The organism is Collinsella sp. MSK.8.10 (genome assembly GCF_019041915.1).
Classification (GTDB): Bacteria; Actinomycetota; Coriobacteriia; order Coriobacteriales; family Coriobacteriaceae; genus Collinsella.
Genome location: NZ_JAHPYF010000002.1, coordinates 130,411 through 147,311 on the forward strand (window position 1 = coordinate 130,411; position 16,901 = coordinate 147,311).

At 60.1% G+C, this 16,901-nt stretch carries 13 protein-coding genes; 6 read left to right on the forward strand and 7 right to left on the reverse strand.

Annotated features, from left to right (window positions below; translation table 11 throughout):
- Positions 1 to 241 precede the first annotated feature (241 nt).
- The 3 genes from queA to KTF55_RS03685 all read right to left on the reverse strand — a co-directional run bounded on the left by queA (position 242) and on the right by KTF55_RS03685 (position 2,730).
- Positions 242 to 1,453 (reverse strand): tRNA preQ1(34) S-adenosylmethionine ribosyltransferase-isomerase QueA, encoded by a 1,212-nt coding sequence (gene queA / locus KTF55_RS03675; protein ID WP_217108059.1) that lies wholly within the window; start codon positions 1,451 to 1,453, stop codon positions 242 to 244.
- 70 nt (positions 1,454 to 1,523) lie between these two features.
- A complete protein-coding gene (locus tag KTF55_RS03680) occupies positions 1,524 to 2,099 on the reverse strand; it encodes an epoxyqueuosine reductase QueH (RefSeq protein ID WP_217107977.1) in 576 nt (191 codons plus the stop codon).
- 61 nt (positions 2,100 to 2,160) lie between these two features.
- On the reverse strand, positions 2,161 to 2,730 hold the full coding sequence (locus KTF55_RS03685; protein WP_217107978.1) for a DUF3267 domain-containing protein: 570 nt from the start codon (positions 2,728 to 2,730) through the stop codon (positions 2,161 to 2,163).
- 132 nt (positions 2,731 to 2,862) lie between these two features.
- Here KTF55_RS03685 and KTF55_RS03690 point away from each other — a divergent pair, with 132 nt between their 5' ends.
- Together KTF55_RS03690 and KTF55_RS03695 are read left to right on the forward strand one after the other, a co-directional pair.
- Positions 2,863 to 5,013 carry a class I tRNA ligase family protein gene (locus KTF55_RS03690; RefSeq protein ID WP_217107979.1) on the forward strand — a complete coding sequence of 717 codons (2,151 nt, stop codon included), beginning with the start codon at positions 2,863 to 2,865 and terminating at the stop codon, positions 5,011 to 5,013.
- Between the two features lie 59 nt (positions 5,014 to 5,072).
- The gene (locus KTF55_RS03695; RefSeq protein ID WP_217107980.1) at positions 5,073 to 6,176 is read left to right on the forward strand and encodes an RsmB/NOP family class I SAM-dependent RNA methyltransferase; all 1,104 of its coding nucleotides are present in this window, start codon (positions 5,073 to 5,075) and stop codon (positions 6,174 to 6,176) included.
- Between the two features lie 24 nt (positions 6,177 to 6,200).
- Here KTF55_RS03695 and KTF55_RS03700 read toward each other — a convergent pair whose 3' ends face one another.
- Positions 6,201 to 6,371 (reverse strand): hypothetical protein, encoded by a 171-nt coding sequence (locus KTF55_RS03700; protein WP_217107981.1) that lies wholly within the window; start codon positions 6,369 to 6,371, stop codon positions 6,201 to 6,203.
- Between the two features lie 191 nt (positions 6,372 to 6,562).
- Between KTF55_RS03700 and KTF55_RS03705 the strand changes: the two genes are divergently transcribed.
- Complete coding sequence (locus KTF55_RS03705; RefSeq protein ID WP_217107982.1) at positions 6,563 to 7,654, forward strand: hypothetical protein; 1,092 nt, start codon at positions 6,563 to 6,565, stop codon at positions 7,652 to 7,654.
- 82 nt (positions 7,655 to 7,736) lie between these two features.
- On the opposite strand, the gene KTF55_RS03710 is transcribed toward KTF55_RS03705, so the two are convergent.
- Positions 7,737 to 8,627 (reverse strand): DegV family protein, encoded by an 891-nt coding sequence (locus tag KTF55_RS03710; RefSeq protein ID WP_217107983.1) that lies wholly within the window; start codon positions 8,625 to 8,627, stop codon positions 7,737 to 7,739.
- A gap of 321 nt (positions 8,628 to 8,948) precedes the next feature.
- Between KTF55_RS03710 and KTF55_RS03715 the strand changes: the two genes are divergently transcribed.
- From KTF55_RS03715 to KTF55_RS03725, 3 genes are all read left to right on the forward strand, one after another.
- On the forward strand, positions 8,949 to 10,865 hold the full coding sequence (locus KTF55_RS03715) for a fructose-1,6-bisphosphatase (protein WP_217107984.1): 1,917 nt from the start codon (positions 8,949 to 8,951) through the stop codon (positions 10,863 to 10,865).
- 78 nt (positions 10,866 to 10,943) lie between these two features.
- On the forward strand, positions 10,944 to 11,339 hold the full coding sequence (locus KTF55_RS03720) for a GtrA family protein (RefSeq protein WP_117806353.1): 396 nt from the start codon (positions 10,944 to 10,946) through the stop codon (positions 11,337 to 11,339).
- A gap of 219 nt (positions 11,340 to 11,558) precedes the next feature.
- Complete coding sequence (locus KTF55_RS03725; RefSeq protein ID WP_055250894.1) at positions 11,559 to 11,966, forward strand: GtrA family protein; 408 nt, start codon at positions 11,559 to 11,561, stop codon at positions 11,964 to 11,966.
- Between the two features lie 159 nt (positions 11,967 to 12,125).
- Here the strand turns inward: KTF55_RS03725 and KTF55_RS03730 are convergent, their stop codons facing one another.
- Both KTF55_RS03730 and KTF55_RS03735 read right to left on the reverse strand, forming a co-directional pair.
- On the reverse strand, positions 12,126 to 13,034 hold the full coding sequence (locus KTF55_RS03730; RefSeq protein ID WP_226790535.1) for a DUF4430 domain-containing protein: 909 nt from the start codon (positions 13,032 to 13,034) through the stop codon (positions 12,126 to 12,128).
- A 9-nt stretch (positions 13,035 to 13,043) separates the two neighbouring features.
- Positions 13,044 to 16,862 carry a DUF4430 domain-containing protein gene (locus KTF55_RS03735; protein ID WP_217108529.1) on the reverse strand — a complete coding sequence of 1,273 codons (3,819 nt, stop codon included), beginning with the start codon at positions 16,860 to 16,862 and terminating at the stop codon, positions 13,044 to 13,046.
- Positions 16,863 to 16,901: the final 39 nt, after the last annotated feature.

A 16,901-nucleotide genomic window follows, 5' to 3' on the forward strand; every position in this document is an offset into this window, starting at 1 on the left:
ATTGCGCCAACAACGTTTGCCCAGATAAAACCTGCCAAAATAAACCTGTCCCTTTTTGGCAGGTTGAACCACGGCAACGCCAATGTTTTGGCGAAGTCAGCGAAAACGCCCCTAAGCGAGCAAGGTGACGTGAAAGAGGAGGGCATTGACCTTCTGGTCATGCCCGACGATTGAACGTCAGATTGCCGCTTAGGGGCGTTTGCAGCGTCGACCGGTTACGGCGTTTGGAAAACGCCGTAACCTACTGAATGAGCATGGCGTCGCCAAAGCTGAAGAAGCGGTAGCGCTCCTCGATGGCGGCGGCGTAGGCATCCATGATCTGGTCGCGGGTGGCCAGCGCGCTCACGAGCATCATGAGCGTAGAGCGCGGCACGTGGAAGTTCGTGATCAGCGCGTCGACCACGTGATAGGTCGAGCCAGGCATGAGGTAGAGCTGCGTCGTCGCGTTCTCGCGCACCACGATGTCGCCGCGGCCGAGCGTGTCGGCGCCGTCCTCGCGGCCTTCAAAATAGCGCGCCGTCACGGCCGGATCGGACACCGGCGCCCCAGCGTCAAACGCGCTCTCGAGCGAGCGTACTGCGGTGGTACCAACGGCGATCACGCGGTGCCCCTCGGCCTTAGCCTTATGCACGGCGTCGACCACCTCCTGCGACACGTGGTAGCGCTCGGTGTGCATGACGTGCTGCGTGGGGTCGTCCTCCTCCACCAGACGGAAGGTATCGATACCCACCTCGAGCTCAACGGCGGCAAACTTCGCGCCCTTGGCCTCGATAGCGGCCATGAGCTCGGGCGTAAAGTGGAGGCCCGCCGTAGGAGCGGCAGCCGAGTGCTCCTCCTTCATGGCGTAGACGGTCTGATACTTCTCGGGATCGCCCTCGTAATCGGTAATGTAGGGCGGCAGCGGCACGTGACCGGCAGCATGGATGGCCTCGTCGAGCGTGCGCGGGTCGCCGTCGGCATTGCAACCGGCCGGCTCAAAACGCACCAGTCGACCGCCGCGGCTATCGGTGACAAAGTCGACGACCTCGGCCGTCAGTACCACGGGAGCCCCCTCGGGCGCATGGGCGCCACCGGCGCGATACTCAATCTGGGCACCGGGCTTCAGACGCTTGCCCGGCTTGACCAGGCACTCCCAAACATGGCCCAGCGGATCAACATCCTCGCGGCGCTTAAGCAGCAGCGTCTCGACCACGCCACCCGAGCCCGTCTTGCGACCGATTAGACGGGCCGGCATCACGCGCGTCTTGTTGATGACGAGCACATCGCCCGGCTCGATATAGTCGATGATGTCGCGGAAGATGCGGTGCTCGACGGTGCCGCCATGCTCCAGCGGCGTTCCTGCCTGGGAGCCCTTGCGATCCACCACCAGCAGGCGGCAGGAGTCACGCGGCTCGGCAGGCGCCTGGGCGATGAGCTCTTCAGGCAGGTTATAGTCAAAATCATCGGTACGCATAGACACGTCGGATACTCCTTATATAGATAAAGTCCGCTCTACATCCTAGCAGGCTGACGTCCCAAAAGAACTACTTTTTGGCAGCTTTGCGCTCGTCGCGGATACGGGCGCGGTCCATGGCCGCCTCGACAGCCGAGAAGCGGCAACCACAGTAGTTCTGCCGATACATGCCAAGCTCGCGCGAACGGCGTGTCGCCTCGGGGTAATACGGGCGAAAATCGCGAATCACCGGGGTGAGCCCATGTGCCGCCGCCAAGCGCTCAAGCACGTCATTGCAGGTATTGAACAGCTGATACGGCGAGACGGCGAGCGTCGTGCCCACAAACTCAAACCCGCGCTCCTGGGCCACGCGGCACGCCTCGGCCAAGCGCAAGGCGTAGCACGCGCGACAGCGACGGGGTCGATCGGCGCCCAGCGGTGCCACACCGGTCTCCCAGCGCTCGCGGTCCTCGCCCGCCTCAATGAGCTCGATGCCGCCGTCGGCACACCACCGGCGCAGCTCGTCCAGGCGGCGCTGCCATTCATCGCGCGGCTGAATATTGGGGTTGGTCCAGCAAATTGTGGGTTCAAACCCCTCCTCGCGCAGCAGGCGGACCGGCTCAAGCGAGCACGGCGCACAGCAGGCGTGCAGCAGCAACGGCTTCATCAGCATCTCCTCCCCTGCAATGATTTTTTAATCCCCGTCCCAGAAAAATCATCCAAAAAGACTACCTTGCGAAAAAGCGCACGCCAAAGGATGTGTCCTCACAGGCGACAATGCGGCGGTCGCGCAGGATGGTCCGCACGTAATACCAGTCGCCCACACAGCCCGACAGGTGCAGACCAGCTGCCAAGTAGCACAGCAGCGGATAACCCGAGCATGCAAACCCCAAGGCAAACGCCGCCGTCAAAACAACCGTCGGCGCCAGGCAAATGAGCATGTACCGCCGGCGCGAATACACAACGCCCTCGGCGCAGGCATAAATCATGCAGGTTTCGAGATTTGCCCCAAAGGTCACATGCGCACCGGCGGGCGCAAACAACTTAAAGAACACACCGTGAACCAGCTCGTGCACGACAAACGACGCCGCAGAGACGACCGCCAAGCCGACTATCCAGCCCAAGACCGCCATCCAGCCGCCCGCGTCGGCCGCATCCAGGTCCGCGGGCCCGCCCAACAGCATAAACACCGGCACCAGGCACACAGCAAATGCGCCAAGCACGACCATCCCCCACACGAAGCAAGCGTGCAGAAAATCCTCGTCCTCAAACGCATGTATGTTGGAAATCTCATTCATAGCATCTTAGGATAGCGCCCCCGTCACGCACCCGCCCGCATGTGCGATAATGTCGAACGATATGCACGAATTGACCACCGCGTCGCCAGGCCTTGCGCCCGGACGCGCTCTCACCATATGCGAAGGAGTCCCATGGCATCCAAATACTCCATGAACGACCGTCCCAGCTGGCCTCGCCGCGCCATCGTTACCGCCGGCGAGCCCTACGGCAACAAGGGCCTTCACTTTGGCCACGTTGGCGGCGTCTTTGTCCCGGCCGACTTCTTCGCCCGCTTCCTGCGCGACCGTCTGGGCCGCGAGAACGTCATCTTCACCTCGGGCACTGACTGCTACGGCTCGCCCATCATGGAGAGCTACCGCAAGCTCAAGGAGAACGAGGACTACGACAAGTCCATTAGCGAGTACGTCGAGTCCAACCACTCCCGCCAGGCCGCGACCCTCAACAACTACAACATCAGCTGCGATATCTACGGCGGCTCAGGCCTTGAACCGGCTGCGCAGATCCACAACGAGGTGACCGCCGAAATTATCGAGCGCCTGCACGAACAGGGCACCATCTCCAAGCGCTCTACCCTGCAGTTCTACGACGCCAAGGCCGGCACGTTCCTCAACGGTCGCCAGGTGATCGGCCGCTGCCCCATCCAGGGCTGCAAGTCCGAGAAGGCGTACGCCGACGAGTGCGACCTAGGTCACCAGTTTGAGCCCGAGGAGCTCATCGCGCCCAAGAGCCAGCTCACCGGCGAGGTGCCCGAGCTGCGCCCGGTCGACAACCTCTACTTCGACCTGCCCGCCTACCTCGACTTTATGAAGACCTACACCGCCAAGCTCGCCCAGAACCCGCAGGTTCGCTCCGTGGTCTCCAAGACTATGGAGGAGTGGCTGCTGCCGGCTCAGCTCTACATCCAGAACAAGTTCCGCGAGGCCTTCGATGCCGTCGAGGACCAGCTGCCCGAGCACACCGTGCTGGAGCCCGAGGGCAACAAGAGCAGCTTTACCGTTACCTTCCCCAGCTGGAAGGAGCGCGACGACGCCCACGCGGTACTCGCCAACGGCGGCGTGCGCTTCCGCAGCGGCAAGGCGCTCGTGCCCTTCCGCATCACCGGCAACATCGACTGGGGCGTTCCGGTGCCCGAGGTCGACGGCGTGAACGACGTCACCTGCTGGTGCTGGCCTGAGAGCCTGTGGGCGCCCATCAGCTACACCCGCACCGTGCTCGCACGCGATGCCAAGGCCGCCGGCGTGACCGAGGGCGTCGCCGCCCAGGATGCCGCCCTCATGGGCGAGCCCGCCGCCGATTCCACGCAGGTCCCCGCGCCCACCTACCAGCACAGCTCGCTCGACTGGCGCGACTGGTGGTGCTCGGATGACGCACAGATCTACCAGTTCATCGGCCAAGACAACATCTACTTCTACTGCATCGCGCAGACCGCCATGTGGGAAGCCCTGGGTTGGGACCTTACGCAGAGCACCGTCAGCGCCTGCTATCACCTGCTCTACATGGGCAAAAAGGCGAGCTCGTCCTCGCAGACGCCTCCCCCGCCGGCAGACGACCTGCTCAACCACTACACCTGCGAGCAGATGCGTGCGCACTGGCTGTCGCTCGGCCTGTCCGAGAAGCCGGTGAGCTTTAGCCCCAAGGCATACGACACCCGCGTGACCGGCAAGGACAAGGACGGCAACGAGGTGCGTGCCTGCGACGACAAGCGCGTCATCGATCCGGCCCTTAAGGAGAGCGCCCTTTTGACCGGCGTGTTCAACCGCCTGGCCCGCAGCTGCTTCTACGGCGTCGCCGTCAAGGAGGGCGACGAGAGCCCCCATCGCAACGGTTGCATTCCGGCCGGCGCCGCCTCCGCCACTGTGGTCGAAGCCGCCGAGCAGGCAGCTCTCGCCTTTGAGCAGGCCATGTACAAGTTCGAGACGCACCGCGCGCTCGCCGTGTGCGACGACTACCTGCGCGCCGCCAACAAGCGCTGGAGCGATGCCTCCAAGGCCGCCAACAAGCTCGAGGGCAAGCCGGCCAATGCAGCGATGACGCAGGCCCTCGTCGACGCCTTTACCGAGCTGCGTGTGGCGACCGTGCTCATGCACGGCATCGTCCCGGCCGGCTGCGAGCTCATCTGCGAGTACTTCGACGTCGACCCGGTCGCCTTCTTTAGCTGGGACAACATCTTCGCCTCCACGGACGAGTTTGTTGAGAGCCTGGGCGAGAAGCCTGGCGAGCACCGCGTAAAGCCGCTGCCCCCGCGCTTCGACTTCTTCAGCAAACACGAGAGCCAGTACTAAAGCACGCCAGTAGCGGCGTGCCCGGAAAGTAATCAATTTGGGACGGGAAGGAAAGACGGATGTCCAAGCCGCGTCGTCGTAAGCAGAAAAAGCAGGTTAAGCCCGAGCTCAAGCTTAGGCAGTTTGCCGCCACCGAGCTTTCCGACCAGCTTGCCGCCCAACACTCCGCCGCCGACCTGCCGCGCTTTATGGTCGACACGGTCGCCGGTGCCTATGCCCCCACCGATGCTCAGCTCATGACCGAGGGCTTTGGCGCCGCGGCGACACGCCCAGTCACACTGCGCGCCAACACCCTCAAGGCGACCGCCGAAGACATCGCCGCCGCACTCGACGAGGCCGGTATCGCGCACCGCGCCGTCGCATGGTACCAGGATGCCTTCATCCTGCCCGAGGCCCAGGTTTCCGATCTATGGGACCTCGACATCTACCGCGACGGCAAGATCTATCTGCAGAGCCTGTCATCCATGATGCCGCCGTTGGTCCTGGACGCCCAGGCAGGCGAGGACATCCTGGACATGTGCGCGGCCCCCGGTGGCAAGACGACGCAGATCGCCGCCCTCACCCAGGGCCAGGCACACCTCACGGCCTGCGAGATGAGCATTCCCCGCGCCGAAAAGCTCGAAGCCAACCTCCACCGCCAAGGCGCAAAAAACGTGCCCGTCATGTGCATCGACGCACGCGAGCTCGACGAGTTCTTCCGCTTTGACCGTATCCTGCTCGACGCCCCCTGCACCGGCACGGGCACCGTCATCAGCGGCAACGAGAAGAGTCTGCGCGGCCTAACCGAGCAGTTGCTCGGCAAGTGCGCCCGCTCGCAGCGAGCACTTCTGGACCGCGCCATGGGGGCCCTCAAACCGGGCGGCACGCTCGTCTATTCGACTTGTTCGATTATGCCGCAGGAAAACGAGGACGCCCTGCAAGAGGCCCTCGACAAGCACATGGACTGCGAGCTTATCCCCCTCGACGGCACGCCGAGCGAAAGTGAAACGCGCCGTGCTCAGGAAGCTTGCGAAGAGCCGCGCGTCGAGAGCAACGCCCTCACCGAGGCCATCGCCGCCGGCCATGTCTCGTCCGTCGCCAACGGAATGCCCGGCACGCTGACCATTCCGCCCAGCCGCGACTTTGAGGGCTTCTACATCGCCCTGATCCGAAAACGCAGCTAGCGCACGGATTCAAAACTCAACAAACTATCTCCGCGCGCGCTTGTCCTGCTGGTCACGGTGCTGCTTAAGTGCCTCGCGCTCCTTGCGCTCGGCTCTTTTGCCCTTAATGGCCGTGACCACCAAGTAGATGACCGCGGCGGCTACGATTGCGCCCACACACAGGCCAATCGAGCCCAACATTGCTGTTAATTCCATTCCGCGTCACCTCTCTTTTAAACGGGACATTCAAGATAGCACCTCAATACCCGCCACCACAGCTCCTTCACGTTCGCCGGCCCTTCGGTCTAACGGATGGCGCGGCGGGGAAAAATCAACTCGTCAAACGATTTAGCAAGCACAACGCTGCCGGCACCCTGCCGACCACCATCGCATAGAATCGAGGATCCATGGATACCCTCAACGACCTAAACGAGCGCGTCGACGCCTTTGTCGGCACCAGCTCCTTCGACACGCCTGCCGCGACAAACGACCAAGCTCCCATCGATGTACCCGCCGAGGTTCACGAGGACATCGTCGCCTCGGTCGATTTCTCCGAGGTTGAGCTCGCAGACGAGTTCACCGAGCCCCAGGTAGCCGTGACCCCCAACGGACTGCTCCCCATGGAGCCGCTGCCCATCGACGGGCGTTTGCGAAAGGCGGCCCTCCGCATGCCCGACGAGATCGAGGAGGCCAGCGGCTTTACGCTCTTCGGTCGTCGTATCAAGTCGCTTATCTACACCACCGACGTCGCGGTCATCCGCAACTCCAACGCCGATGCCGTCTTTGCCGTTTACCCCTTCACGCCTCAGCCGGCCATTACGCAGGCGCTGTTGACCGTCGCCGAGTGCCCGGTCTTTGTAGGCGTGGGCGGCGGGACTACGACCGGTAAGCGCTCCGTACAGATGGCAGCCGTCTCCGAGATGCAGGGCGCGGCGGGCTGCGTGGTCAACTCCCCCGCCACTGCCGAGATGGTCGAGCACATCACCAACATCGCCGACATCCCCGTCATCGCCACGGTCGTACGTTGCGACGATGATGCGCATGCCAAAGTGCGCGCCGGAGCCAAGATTCTCAACATCGCGGCCGGCAAGAACACGCCACAGGTCCTGCGTGAACTGCGTGAACACTATCCCAACCTGCCGCTCATCGCACCGGGCGGCAAAACACCCGAGAGCATCCGTGAAACCATCGCCGCCGGCGCCAACGCCATCATCTGGACACCGCCTTCGGCCCAGCAGCTGCAGACCGACATGATGCAGCGCTACCGCAAGATGAAAGAAGACGCCACGCCCGTCATCTCGCGCGACGATGTGCCCATTATCGACCAGGTCGCCGCCGCCGAGGTCAGTCAGGTCGAGAACATGAATCCCGACGTGCCGATTCCCGACGAAGTCATCGAGCGCGTCGCTTCGATCCACGAGCGCGTCGAGGAGCATCGCGCCAGCCGTGGACTCAAGCCGTCACTGCATGGCTTCTTCTTCCGCGGCAAGAAACACTAACCCCCAACAGCAAGGCCCGCCCCACAAACGTGAGGCGGGCCGTTTTCGTTTGAGCAATCATGCGGCGACGTGATGGGGCAAATTAATCCACGCGCTTGTCGCCCATAAAGAAGAGCGCCACCGTACCAGGTCCGGTGTGCGAACCGATCAGAGCACCGATATTGTTGATCTCAATCTTGCCTTTGAGCTGCGGAACTTGTTCCTCAATCAGCGCCGCAACGGCCTCGGCATCCTCACGGCACGCCGAATGGGACAAGACGCACTTACCCGAATAATCCGCACCGTCCTGCACGTGTGCCATCATGGTCTTAGCCATCTCGGAAATCGCGCGCTTCTTAGTGCGAATCTTCTCACGTGGCGACAGCCCACCTTCGTAATCGACCGTCATAAGTGGGCAAATCTTAAGCGCCGTGCCGATAATCGCGCTCGCGGCCGAAATGCGACCGCCGCGCAGGTAGCTCGACAGATCGGTCGAGAAGAACCAGTGGTGCAGGTTGAGTTTATGCTCCTCAATCCAAGCGGCCGTCTCGTCGAGCGAAGCGCCGCTATCGCGCACGTCGGCAGCATATTCCAGCAATAGGCCAAAGCCCGAAGACGCCCCCAGCGAATCGATGACGCGCACCTTGCCGCCCTGGGGATAGCGATCCGCGAGCATCTGCGCCGCAACGCAGGCCGATCCATACGTGCCCGAAATACCCGACGACAACGTAAGGTGCAGCACGTCTTTACCCTCGGCAACAAACGGCTCCCAAAACTCCTCGTACTCACCCACGCTCACCTGAGACGTCTTGGGCATGGCACCCGCGGCAATCTGGGCAAAAAACTCGTCCGGTGAAATCGACTGGTACAGATCGTCCGCATGGACAACACCATCAATCTCGTAATGGAAACACACGACAGGGATATTGCGCGACGCAAAGAACTCACGGGTTCGATCGGCGGCGGATTCACAGGTCAGGACAAAATCACTCATATGAGGCTCCTTAAGTATTGCTACGCAAATTATTGCACAGCAAGCCTAAATACGATACAAATGTCCACTATTTACCAATTCGAACCATTGGCATTGAATATCTTTATCATCAACATCCCCATCCCCGCCATGGGCCAGCATGGGCAAAATCACCTCCTTTCGTCTCCACTTAACCGACACATCAACCTCAACTAAATCGATTTAGCAAACCGTTCAGCTGACAATTCAGCCGCCGGCGCAAAATCGAAACAAAGCCGGCGCATACTGGTAAACGTTTGACGCTGTTTTATCAGTTTTACCAACCATATCGGAAGGTGTTTCATGGTCGCATTCGATCGCAATCCGCAAGACTTTAAGTATCTGCGTCTGCTGTCGAGACAATTTCCCACCGAGCAATCCGCGTTTACCGAAATCATCAATCTCTCGGCCATTCTCAACCTGCCCAAAGGCACCGAGCATTTTATGAGCGACGTGCACGGCGAGTACGAAGCCTTTATGCACATCCTCAACAACTGCTCGGGCGTCGTGCGCGAACATGTCGACGAGATCTTTGGCGACACGCTCACCTTTGACGAAAAGGGCGAGCTGTGCACGCTCATCTACTACCCGCGCGAGAAGATTGAGCTGGTCCGCAGCCAGCGCGAGGACTCCCCCACCTGGTACAAGACAATGCTCGACCAACTCATTGTGGTTGCCCGCTCGCTTTCGAGCCGCTATACGCGCTCCAAGGTGCGCAAGGCCATCCCGCGCGATTACGCCTACATCATCGACGAGCTGCTGCACACGCATCCGGACGAGAACAACTATCGTGTGCGCTATCACGAGCGCATCGTGGAGTCCATCCTAGAGACCGCAAGCGCCGACGACTTTATCGAGTCGCTCGCCTCGCTCATCAAGCGCCTGGCCGTCGACCACCTGCACCTGGTGGGCGATATCTTCGACCGCGGTGGCGGCGCTGCCAAGATTATGGACCGCCTGCTCACCTATCATTCGCTCGACATCCAGTGGGGCAACCACGACCTGCTGTGGATGGGCGCTGCGGCCGGTGAGCCCGCCTGCATCGCCACGGTGCTGCGCAACAACCTGCGCTACGACAATTACGAGATCCTCGAGAACGACTACGGCATCTCGCTGCGCGAGCTCGTCGCCTTTGCCGATGCCACCTACACCGCCGGTGAGTCCATCACCCCGCTGATCAAGGCCATCAATGTGCTGCTCTTTAAGCTCGAGGGCCAGATTATCCAGCGCCACCCCGAGTTCGACATGACCGACCGCCTGTTACTCGACAAGATCGAACACGACACCGGCACGGTCACGCTCGCCGACGGCAGCGTGTGGCCGCTCACGACCAACGACTTCCCCACCGTCGACCCGGCAGACCCCTACACGCTCACGTCTCAGGAGCAGCACATCATCGACAAGCTCGTGTCCGAGTTTGTCACCGCCGATCACCTGCATCGCCATATCGATTTCCTCTATTCCCACGGCTCGATATACAAGGTCGCCAACGGCAATCTGCTCTTCCATGGCTGCGTGCCGCTCAACGAAGACGGCACCTTTAGCAGCATGAACTGCCTGGGCACCTGGCACGCTGGCCGCGATTATCTCGATTTTTGCGACCACATCGCCCGCCGCGCCTGGCGCGTGGGCGACCGCGACGCCCTCGACTGGATGTGGTACCTGTGGATTGGCTTTAACTCACCCGCCAGCGGACGCCTGGTGCGTACCTTTGAGCGCGCCTATATCGCCGATACGAGCACCTGGGTCGAGCCGATGGACCCGTACTTTACGCTTACCAAGTCGCCCTCGGTCTGCGACGACATCATGCGCGAGTTTGGCGTCACGCCCATGGCATGTTCACCGACCGGCCACATCATCAACGGCCATGCGCCCGTTAAAACCACCAAGGGCGAGCAGCCCATCCGCGCCGAGGGCAAGCTGCTGGTCATCGATGGCGGCTTCTGCCGCGCTTACCATCCCAAGACGGGTATCGCCGGCTATACGCTCATCTCGAGCTCGCGCGGCTGCCGCCTCAAGTCGCACCGGGCCTTTACGACGGTTGCCGAGGCACTCACGCGCAACGTGGACATCGAAAGCGAGACCAACCGTTTTGACCAAGCAGACCGTCGCCGCATGGTGAGCGACACCGATACTGGCGCCAAGATCCGCAGCCAAATCCAGGACCTGCGTCAGCTGCTCGATGCATATAGAAACGGTGCTATCGAGGAGCGCGCCTAGCACCACCCGCGGGGATTGGCTAAACTTGCTGAGTTTGTCATCCCCGCGGCGCTTCGGCGCCAGCTTAAGGCAGGTACCATGCAAAAGCTCCTTGCGCAGATCATGAAATTTGGCGTCGTCGGTGTCATTGCCACGGTTATCGACTTTGGCATTATGAATCTGCTCCACTACGGTCTGGGCCTCAACATCCTAATCGCCAACACCAGCGGCTTTATCGTCTCGCTCATCTTTAATTACGTCGCCAGCATGAAGTACGTGTTTGCGCACAAGGAAGGCATGAGCCGCCGCCGCGAGTTCATTATCTTTGTCGTGCTGTCCGTGATCGGTTTGGTGCTCAACGACGGCATCGTGCTGGCGCTCAACGCCGGTCTGGGGCTCGAGGCCAATATCGCCAAGATCTGCGCCACCGCGCTTGTCATGGTCTACAACTTTGTGACCCGAAAGATCTTCCTGGAGGGCGACGAGACCAAGTAACTCGCAACCTTACGGCCTTACGATGCCCACGGACAATGCGCGCTCAGCACAGTATCGCCCGTGGGCATCGTTCGTTTACGGGCAAATTTTCAACGTTTGCGGATTAGCTCTTGAAAATTTGGCGAGTTCGTATAGTTCTTTCCAAAGACCTTACGTTTCCCATTCAAAAGCTCTAAAGTAACTCGTTGCTCGATTCGTCAACGCATTGGATGTGATTACGTGCGCAAGGCACTGGCACAACCTCATACCAAGCAGTTCCTCAAGTTCGCTGTCGTGGGTCTTATCTCCTTTGGCATCGACTGGGGCATGCTTATTGCGCTCGTCGAGCTGTTCCACCTCGACTTTTTGATGAGCACGACGGTCTCGTTTACCACGTCCGTCGTGGTTAACTATTGGCTCAGCATGAAGTACGTGTTCGACCATCGCGAGGGCATGAGCCGCAAGCGCGAGTTCACGATCTTCACCATCCTGTCGGTGATTGGTCTGGGTCTCAACGACCTGTACATGTTTGTGGGCGTCACGTTTTTGAGCATCGGCTACCAGGCCATGAAGGCCATCGCAACGTTCCTCGTCACCTGGTACAACTACTTTAGCCGCCGCTTCTTCCTCGAGGGCGCACGGTCGTAGTCGATTCACTATTTGCTTGAATGTATAACCGGTTGGAATTCCCGTTCCAATCGGTTTTTTGTTTACCGAGATCTCAGGCGACCCCGTCCAATTCGCATGAAAAAAGGGCGGCCCGGATGTTTGTCCGAACCGCCCGTCTGGCGCGCTATGTCGAGGTCTCTAGCCTGTAACGTAATACCAGACTACGTTGTCACCATTGGAGAGAACGTAGTTACTGCAGGCGGTCATGGGTTGTGAGCCATTGACGGAATAACACCAGCCACTAGTGCCGCCGTGTTCATACTCGGCAAGCCCACCAATTGCCTTCACGTATACGCCGTGATAAAGAGGCGAGTTTTCGGCATTAACAGAAAGGCCCAGCGCGCACAGGGCATCGTAGACGGTAGCGCCTTCGTTAAAGGTAAAGGTGCCGCCAGAGGACACAGGATTGCCCACGGCGCTCGATGTGACCGAAACCGTCACCGTTACGTAGTTGGACTCCTGCGAGCCGCCCTGGCCGCCCGAGGGAGCGCTTCCGCCATTAGAGCTGGAGGCTCCATCGGACGACTGACCGCCGCCCGAAGAAGCACCACCAGACACATTGGAAGTATCGCCGGCTCCCGTATTCTGGGCAGCGGATTTATCTCCAGACTTCTTGCCGTTCTGACCATCGGACTTCTTGCTATCCGATTTTTTGTCCGATTCCTTGTCCGAAGACTCGGAATCGTCCTTGCCGTCATTCGAACCCTTAGACTCGTCTTTTGCACCATTCGATGACTTGGAGCCCTCGGAACTGGCCTCGCCCGAAGTCGTAGTCGAGCCAGACCCCTTGGTGTCCTTGGTGATGACGCTCTCCCCCGTCACGGTCTGAATGATCCAGTCAATGGACCAGGCGCCACTCTCGGAGGGATGGACAAAGCCCAGCGAGACGACGATCAGAATGGTGCACGCGGCAGTCAGGACGCCAAGGAGCGCCTTCCGTCGAGGGGCGGACGCCGCCGAAGCGGCGCCCTGTTGCTTTGCATCGTCGAACTGAATGAACGAGGAATCCGGTTGCTTGGGGTCAGCGTCCTTGGATTTATTGGACACAGCCCTCACCTACCGATGTTTGGTGAACACGAACACGCCGACGATGGCGAGACCGATGACGCCGACGGCAACGCCAACAATGGCGAGCGGGTTGGTGCCAGTCTCCTGCTCGGAAGCACTAGAGGACTTCTTAGCAGTGGTCGTGGAAGCAGCACCCGTATCGGACTTGGAATCGGACTTCTTGTCGGACTTGCTGTCCTTCTTGTCAGACTTCTTCTCGTCCTTCTTATCGGAGTCCTTCTTGTCGGACTTCTTGTCGGCCTTAGTCTCGGTCTTGGTCGACACCGTCGTCTTGGTCACCGGCTTCTGGCCCGGGGCAATAGCGCCGCCCTTCGAGCCGGAGCCAGAACCCGCGCCAGCGCCAGTGCCGGAACCAGTACCGGTACCAGAACCGCCGCCATTCGAACCAGCGCCGCCATTACCGCCAGGGTTAACGGCTTTCTTGGTCCACTTGGCATACAGCGTCAGATCGGCCGTCACCGGCGTACTGAAGTCATACGCCTGCATGCAAGCCTCATCGGTATACCAACCGCCGAAAGTGTAGCCATCGCGCGTCGGATCTGCCGGCTTGACCAGCTTGCCATCGGCCATAGCAACAAACTTAGTGTCGCAAGCAGACCCGCCATTGGAATTAAAGGCAACCGTCCAAGACTCAACAGCCCCCAGCTTGAACAAAGTACCCGAATCATTGATGTAGTACAGGTTGCCAGATGCATCGGCAATGACCGGAGAGTCACAGTACTGGTAATGGCCAGCCGCATCATAAATCTGCGTCGCCTCTGCATCGCCGAGCGTATAGCGATACACGCCACCACCAGCAGAGTAGTTGACGTAATCCTTGCTATCCGCGCTGTTAACGGTGAAGTACACATAGGTCTTGCTGCCCTGAACGCTCACCAGCGGAGTAGCAGCAATACCGTTAAATCCGGCCGGTAGTTCTTTACCGTCAGCAGCGGTGACCATCGTGGTCTTACCAGTCTTCAGATTATAGAGAACCAGAGCAGATCCAGTAGCCGTCTGCCCACCGACAATCAAGTTCTCGCCAGACACCGCCGGGGCGCTCATGTTATTCGTAAGACCCAGGTCGACCGTCTTCTGCTCGCTCAGCACGCCCTTCGCCGAAAGCGAAATCACATGGAGCTTTCCGTCGTGCGTCATCTGATAGAAGGTCGAGCCATTGGACGGATCGGCGACGCAGTCAGCGTTCGCAAGGACGCCGAGCTTCATGGTCGAAACGACATCACCCGTTGCCTTATCAATGCACTTAAGCGTACCCGCGCTCGTGGGGACGATGGCGTACTTATCCGTCAGGGCAGCGCCAGTCCAATAATAGCCCTCAGCTGCGTCGATGTTCTGCCAAGAGACTTCGCCTGTGGCGATCTTGATGCGCGTAAAGGAACCGTTGACGTATTTCTTCCCATCAGCTGTGCCTACATAGACGTACTCGCCGTCCGAAACGACGGTGCAGGAGCTCTGCGTCAAGTCCGTCAAACCAGGCGTCAGCCACTTGCAGATCAGCTTGTCTGCAGTAATCGCCTGGACCGCACCGCCGTTGAGCGGAACAATGATAAGGCCATTGGTATAGATCGGACGAGAGGTATAGCTCACCTTGGAGGCAAGCGGCGCAGAGGCAACCTTTTTGCCCGTGGACGAATCGATCTTAATGAGCTCGTTCTCGGTCGCGATGTACACAAAACCGTTAGCGATGACAGGTTCGCTGCAGTTGGCATACTGCTGACCAGACTCGGCCTTCCAATCGAAGGCCCACTTAAGACCGGCGGCCTGCGCAGGCGTCTTGGCATCCGTTACGGTCGAACCGTTGCCACTGTTGCCGTAGCCGGCCCACTCGGCATCCCAATTAGGAGTCGTCGCACTCGGGTCCACGACAACCTTGTCGGGATCGGGCATGGCCGAATCGTCGGTGGTATAGGCAAGCGTAACCTTATCGCCGCTCTTGAGCGTAATCTGATTGGCGCAGAGTAAGGAGGGCTCTCCGTTGATATACAGGTGCCAATATTTATTGGTCGCAGCATCCAAGGCATACGGCTTGTGATCGAACGGCGAGTTGATGGAATTGAGGAACCAGTACTCACCACTCTGGGAGCCGTTGTACGTAACGCCCTTGGCCTTCAGGACCGTCTCAATAAGGTTCTGGGCAGTAGAGCCTTCGGGCAGAGAAACGTTGCTTGCCGAACCCCAGCGAGTATTGTTGCCGTTGACATCGGGACCGATAACATCGACAGACCCAAGCACCTGACCGGGGAGGGCATCGGCTTCAGCACCATACATAAAGGTGACGGCATCGCCCTCTTGAAGCTCGTAGGCACCGGCGCCAACGTCGGCGAACTTGCCATTTACGTAGAAGCGCCAATAGCTATTGGTCGCAGCATCCCAGCCATAGGACTTACCATCGAACGGCGAAGTAATGCCGTTGAGGAACCAGCCCCAAGACGATTCGCCAGCATCGAGAGTAAGGCCGGTCTGCTCAAGGAGATCCTTAGCAGTGGAGCCTGCCTTGAGGCTCGTCTGGCCCGTCGAAGCCCAAACCTGTTGCTTGCCGTCCTTGTCCTTACCAAGTACCTGAACGGAAGCATGGACAGAATCGGACGGCAACTGGTCGCCCCAGCCACCGTAGAACCACGTAACGGTATCACCAGCATGAATGGTGACATTGTCTGCCGTGTAGTCGCTCGACTTGCCGTTGATGAACAGCTGCCAATAGGTCGAATAATCGAGCGGCGTACCCAGTTCAACGCCGTTGTACTTAAGGCTCAGAATGAAGGAGCCCGCAGCAACGGCGTCGATGCCATTCGCCTCGAGCGCGACCTTCGTAAGGTCAAGTGCGTTCGAGCCGGACGTCACCACATACTGCGCGTTATCGACCCAAGTCTGAGTCTTGCCCTGGGCATCGCGACCAATGACGGTCACATTTGCGGCAACCTGGTCCTTAACAACGGGGGTAGTGCTACCAGCCGTATAGGCAAACTCAATCTTCTGCCCCTGGGCGAGTTTAACGCTGCTCGCGCCGACCGAGGAAGACGCGCCGTCGACGAACAGCTGCCAGAAGGCATAAGTCGTCGGATCGTAGGCAAGCGTGCGGCCATCGTTCGGGGATGTGATGCTTTTGAGGTAGAAACCGTATGCCGTGTTCGGTTCGTACTTCGCCTTGAAGCCCGTCTTCTCCTGCAGCTTAATGAAGGCATCCGCAGCCGTTGCGCCCTCGTCGAGCTTGAGCTGCGTAGGCGCCACCCAGGTCTGAGCCTTGCCGTCGGCATCGGTGCCGATAATCGAGAACGAGACCTCGACTTGCTTCTTGGCGACATCGCCAGTTTCTGTCGAGTTCTCTGTCTGGACGGCAGCCGCGGCGGCAGATCCTGCTTGGCCAGCGGATGCCGCCGAAGACTGCTCGCTCGCGGCAGGGCTCTCCCCCGTCGCCGAGCCTTCGTCGCCAGTTGCTGCCTCTGTTGTGGCGGCACTGGCTGCAGGCGCGCTCCCGGAATCCGAAACCTCGGCACCGCTCTGCTCAGCGGCACCGCCCGCAAGCGCTGCGTCCTCGCCCGGCGTCGTAGCCTGAGCCACAGCCTCGGCAATGCCCTCGGCGCCCTCGGCCCACAGCTGAGCCGGCGTGGTGCTGAAGGCCATCGCGAAGGCCAGGAATGCCACCAGGCCGCGCTTGGCTACGCCGCGTGCAATCGCGCCACGGCGATGCAGCGAGGCGCGCCCGCGCTCGTCCTCAAACATATCCATTTGTCCCCCATTGTCTGTACTTGGAGCATTGCCCAGCGGCTGCCCCACGTCATCGCGCATGTTGCGCTCGAGTCCCCCCATCGGGGTCCCCCTTCCCTCCAGAGCCCTATGCACACCGGC

Coding starts and splice junctions, on each gene's coding strand:
- KTF55_RS03710 (WP_217107983.1), bottom strand. CDS start 8,627: ATGAGTGATTTTGTCCTGACCTGTGAATCCGCCGCCGATCGAACCCGT.
- KTF55_RS03720 (WP_117806353.1), top strand. CDS start 10,944: ATGCAAAAGCTCCTTGCGCAGATCATGAAATTTGGCGTCGTCGGTGTC.
- KTF55_RS03695 (WP_217107980.1), top strand. CDS start 5,073: ATGTCCAAGCCGCGTCGTCGTAAGCAGAAAAAGCAGGTTAAGCCCGAG.
- KTF55_RS03690 (WP_217107979.1), top strand. CDS start 2,863: ATGGCATCCAAATACTCCATGAACGACCGTCCCAGCTGGCCTCGCCGC.
- KTF55_RS03735 (WP_217108529.1), bottom strand. CDS start 16,862: ATGGGGGGACTCGAGCGCAACATGCGCGATGACGTGGGGCAGCCGCTG.
- KTF55_RS03685 (WP_217107978.1), bottom strand. CDS start 2,730: ATGAATGAGATTTCCAACATACATGCGTTTGAGGACGAGGATTTTCTG.
- queA (WP_217108059.1), bottom strand. CDS start 1,453: ATGCGTACCGATGATTTTGACTATAACCTGCCTGAAGAGCTCATCGCC.
- KTF55_RS03680 (WP_217107977.1), bottom strand. CDS start 2,099: ATGAAGCCGTTGCTGCTGCACGCCTGCTGTGCGCCGTGCTCGCTTGAG.
- KTF55_RS03700 (WP_217107981.1), bottom strand. CDS start 6,371: ATGGAATTAACAGCAATGTTGGGCTCGATTGGCCTGTGTGTGGGCGCA.
- KTF55_RS03705 (WP_217107982.1), top strand. CDS start 6,563: ATGGATACCCTCAACGACCTAAACGAGCGCGTCGACGCCTTTGTCGGC.
- KTF55_RS03715 (WP_217107984.1), top strand. CDS start 8,949: ATGGTCGCATTCGATCGCAATCCGCAAGACTTTAAGTATCTGCGTCTG.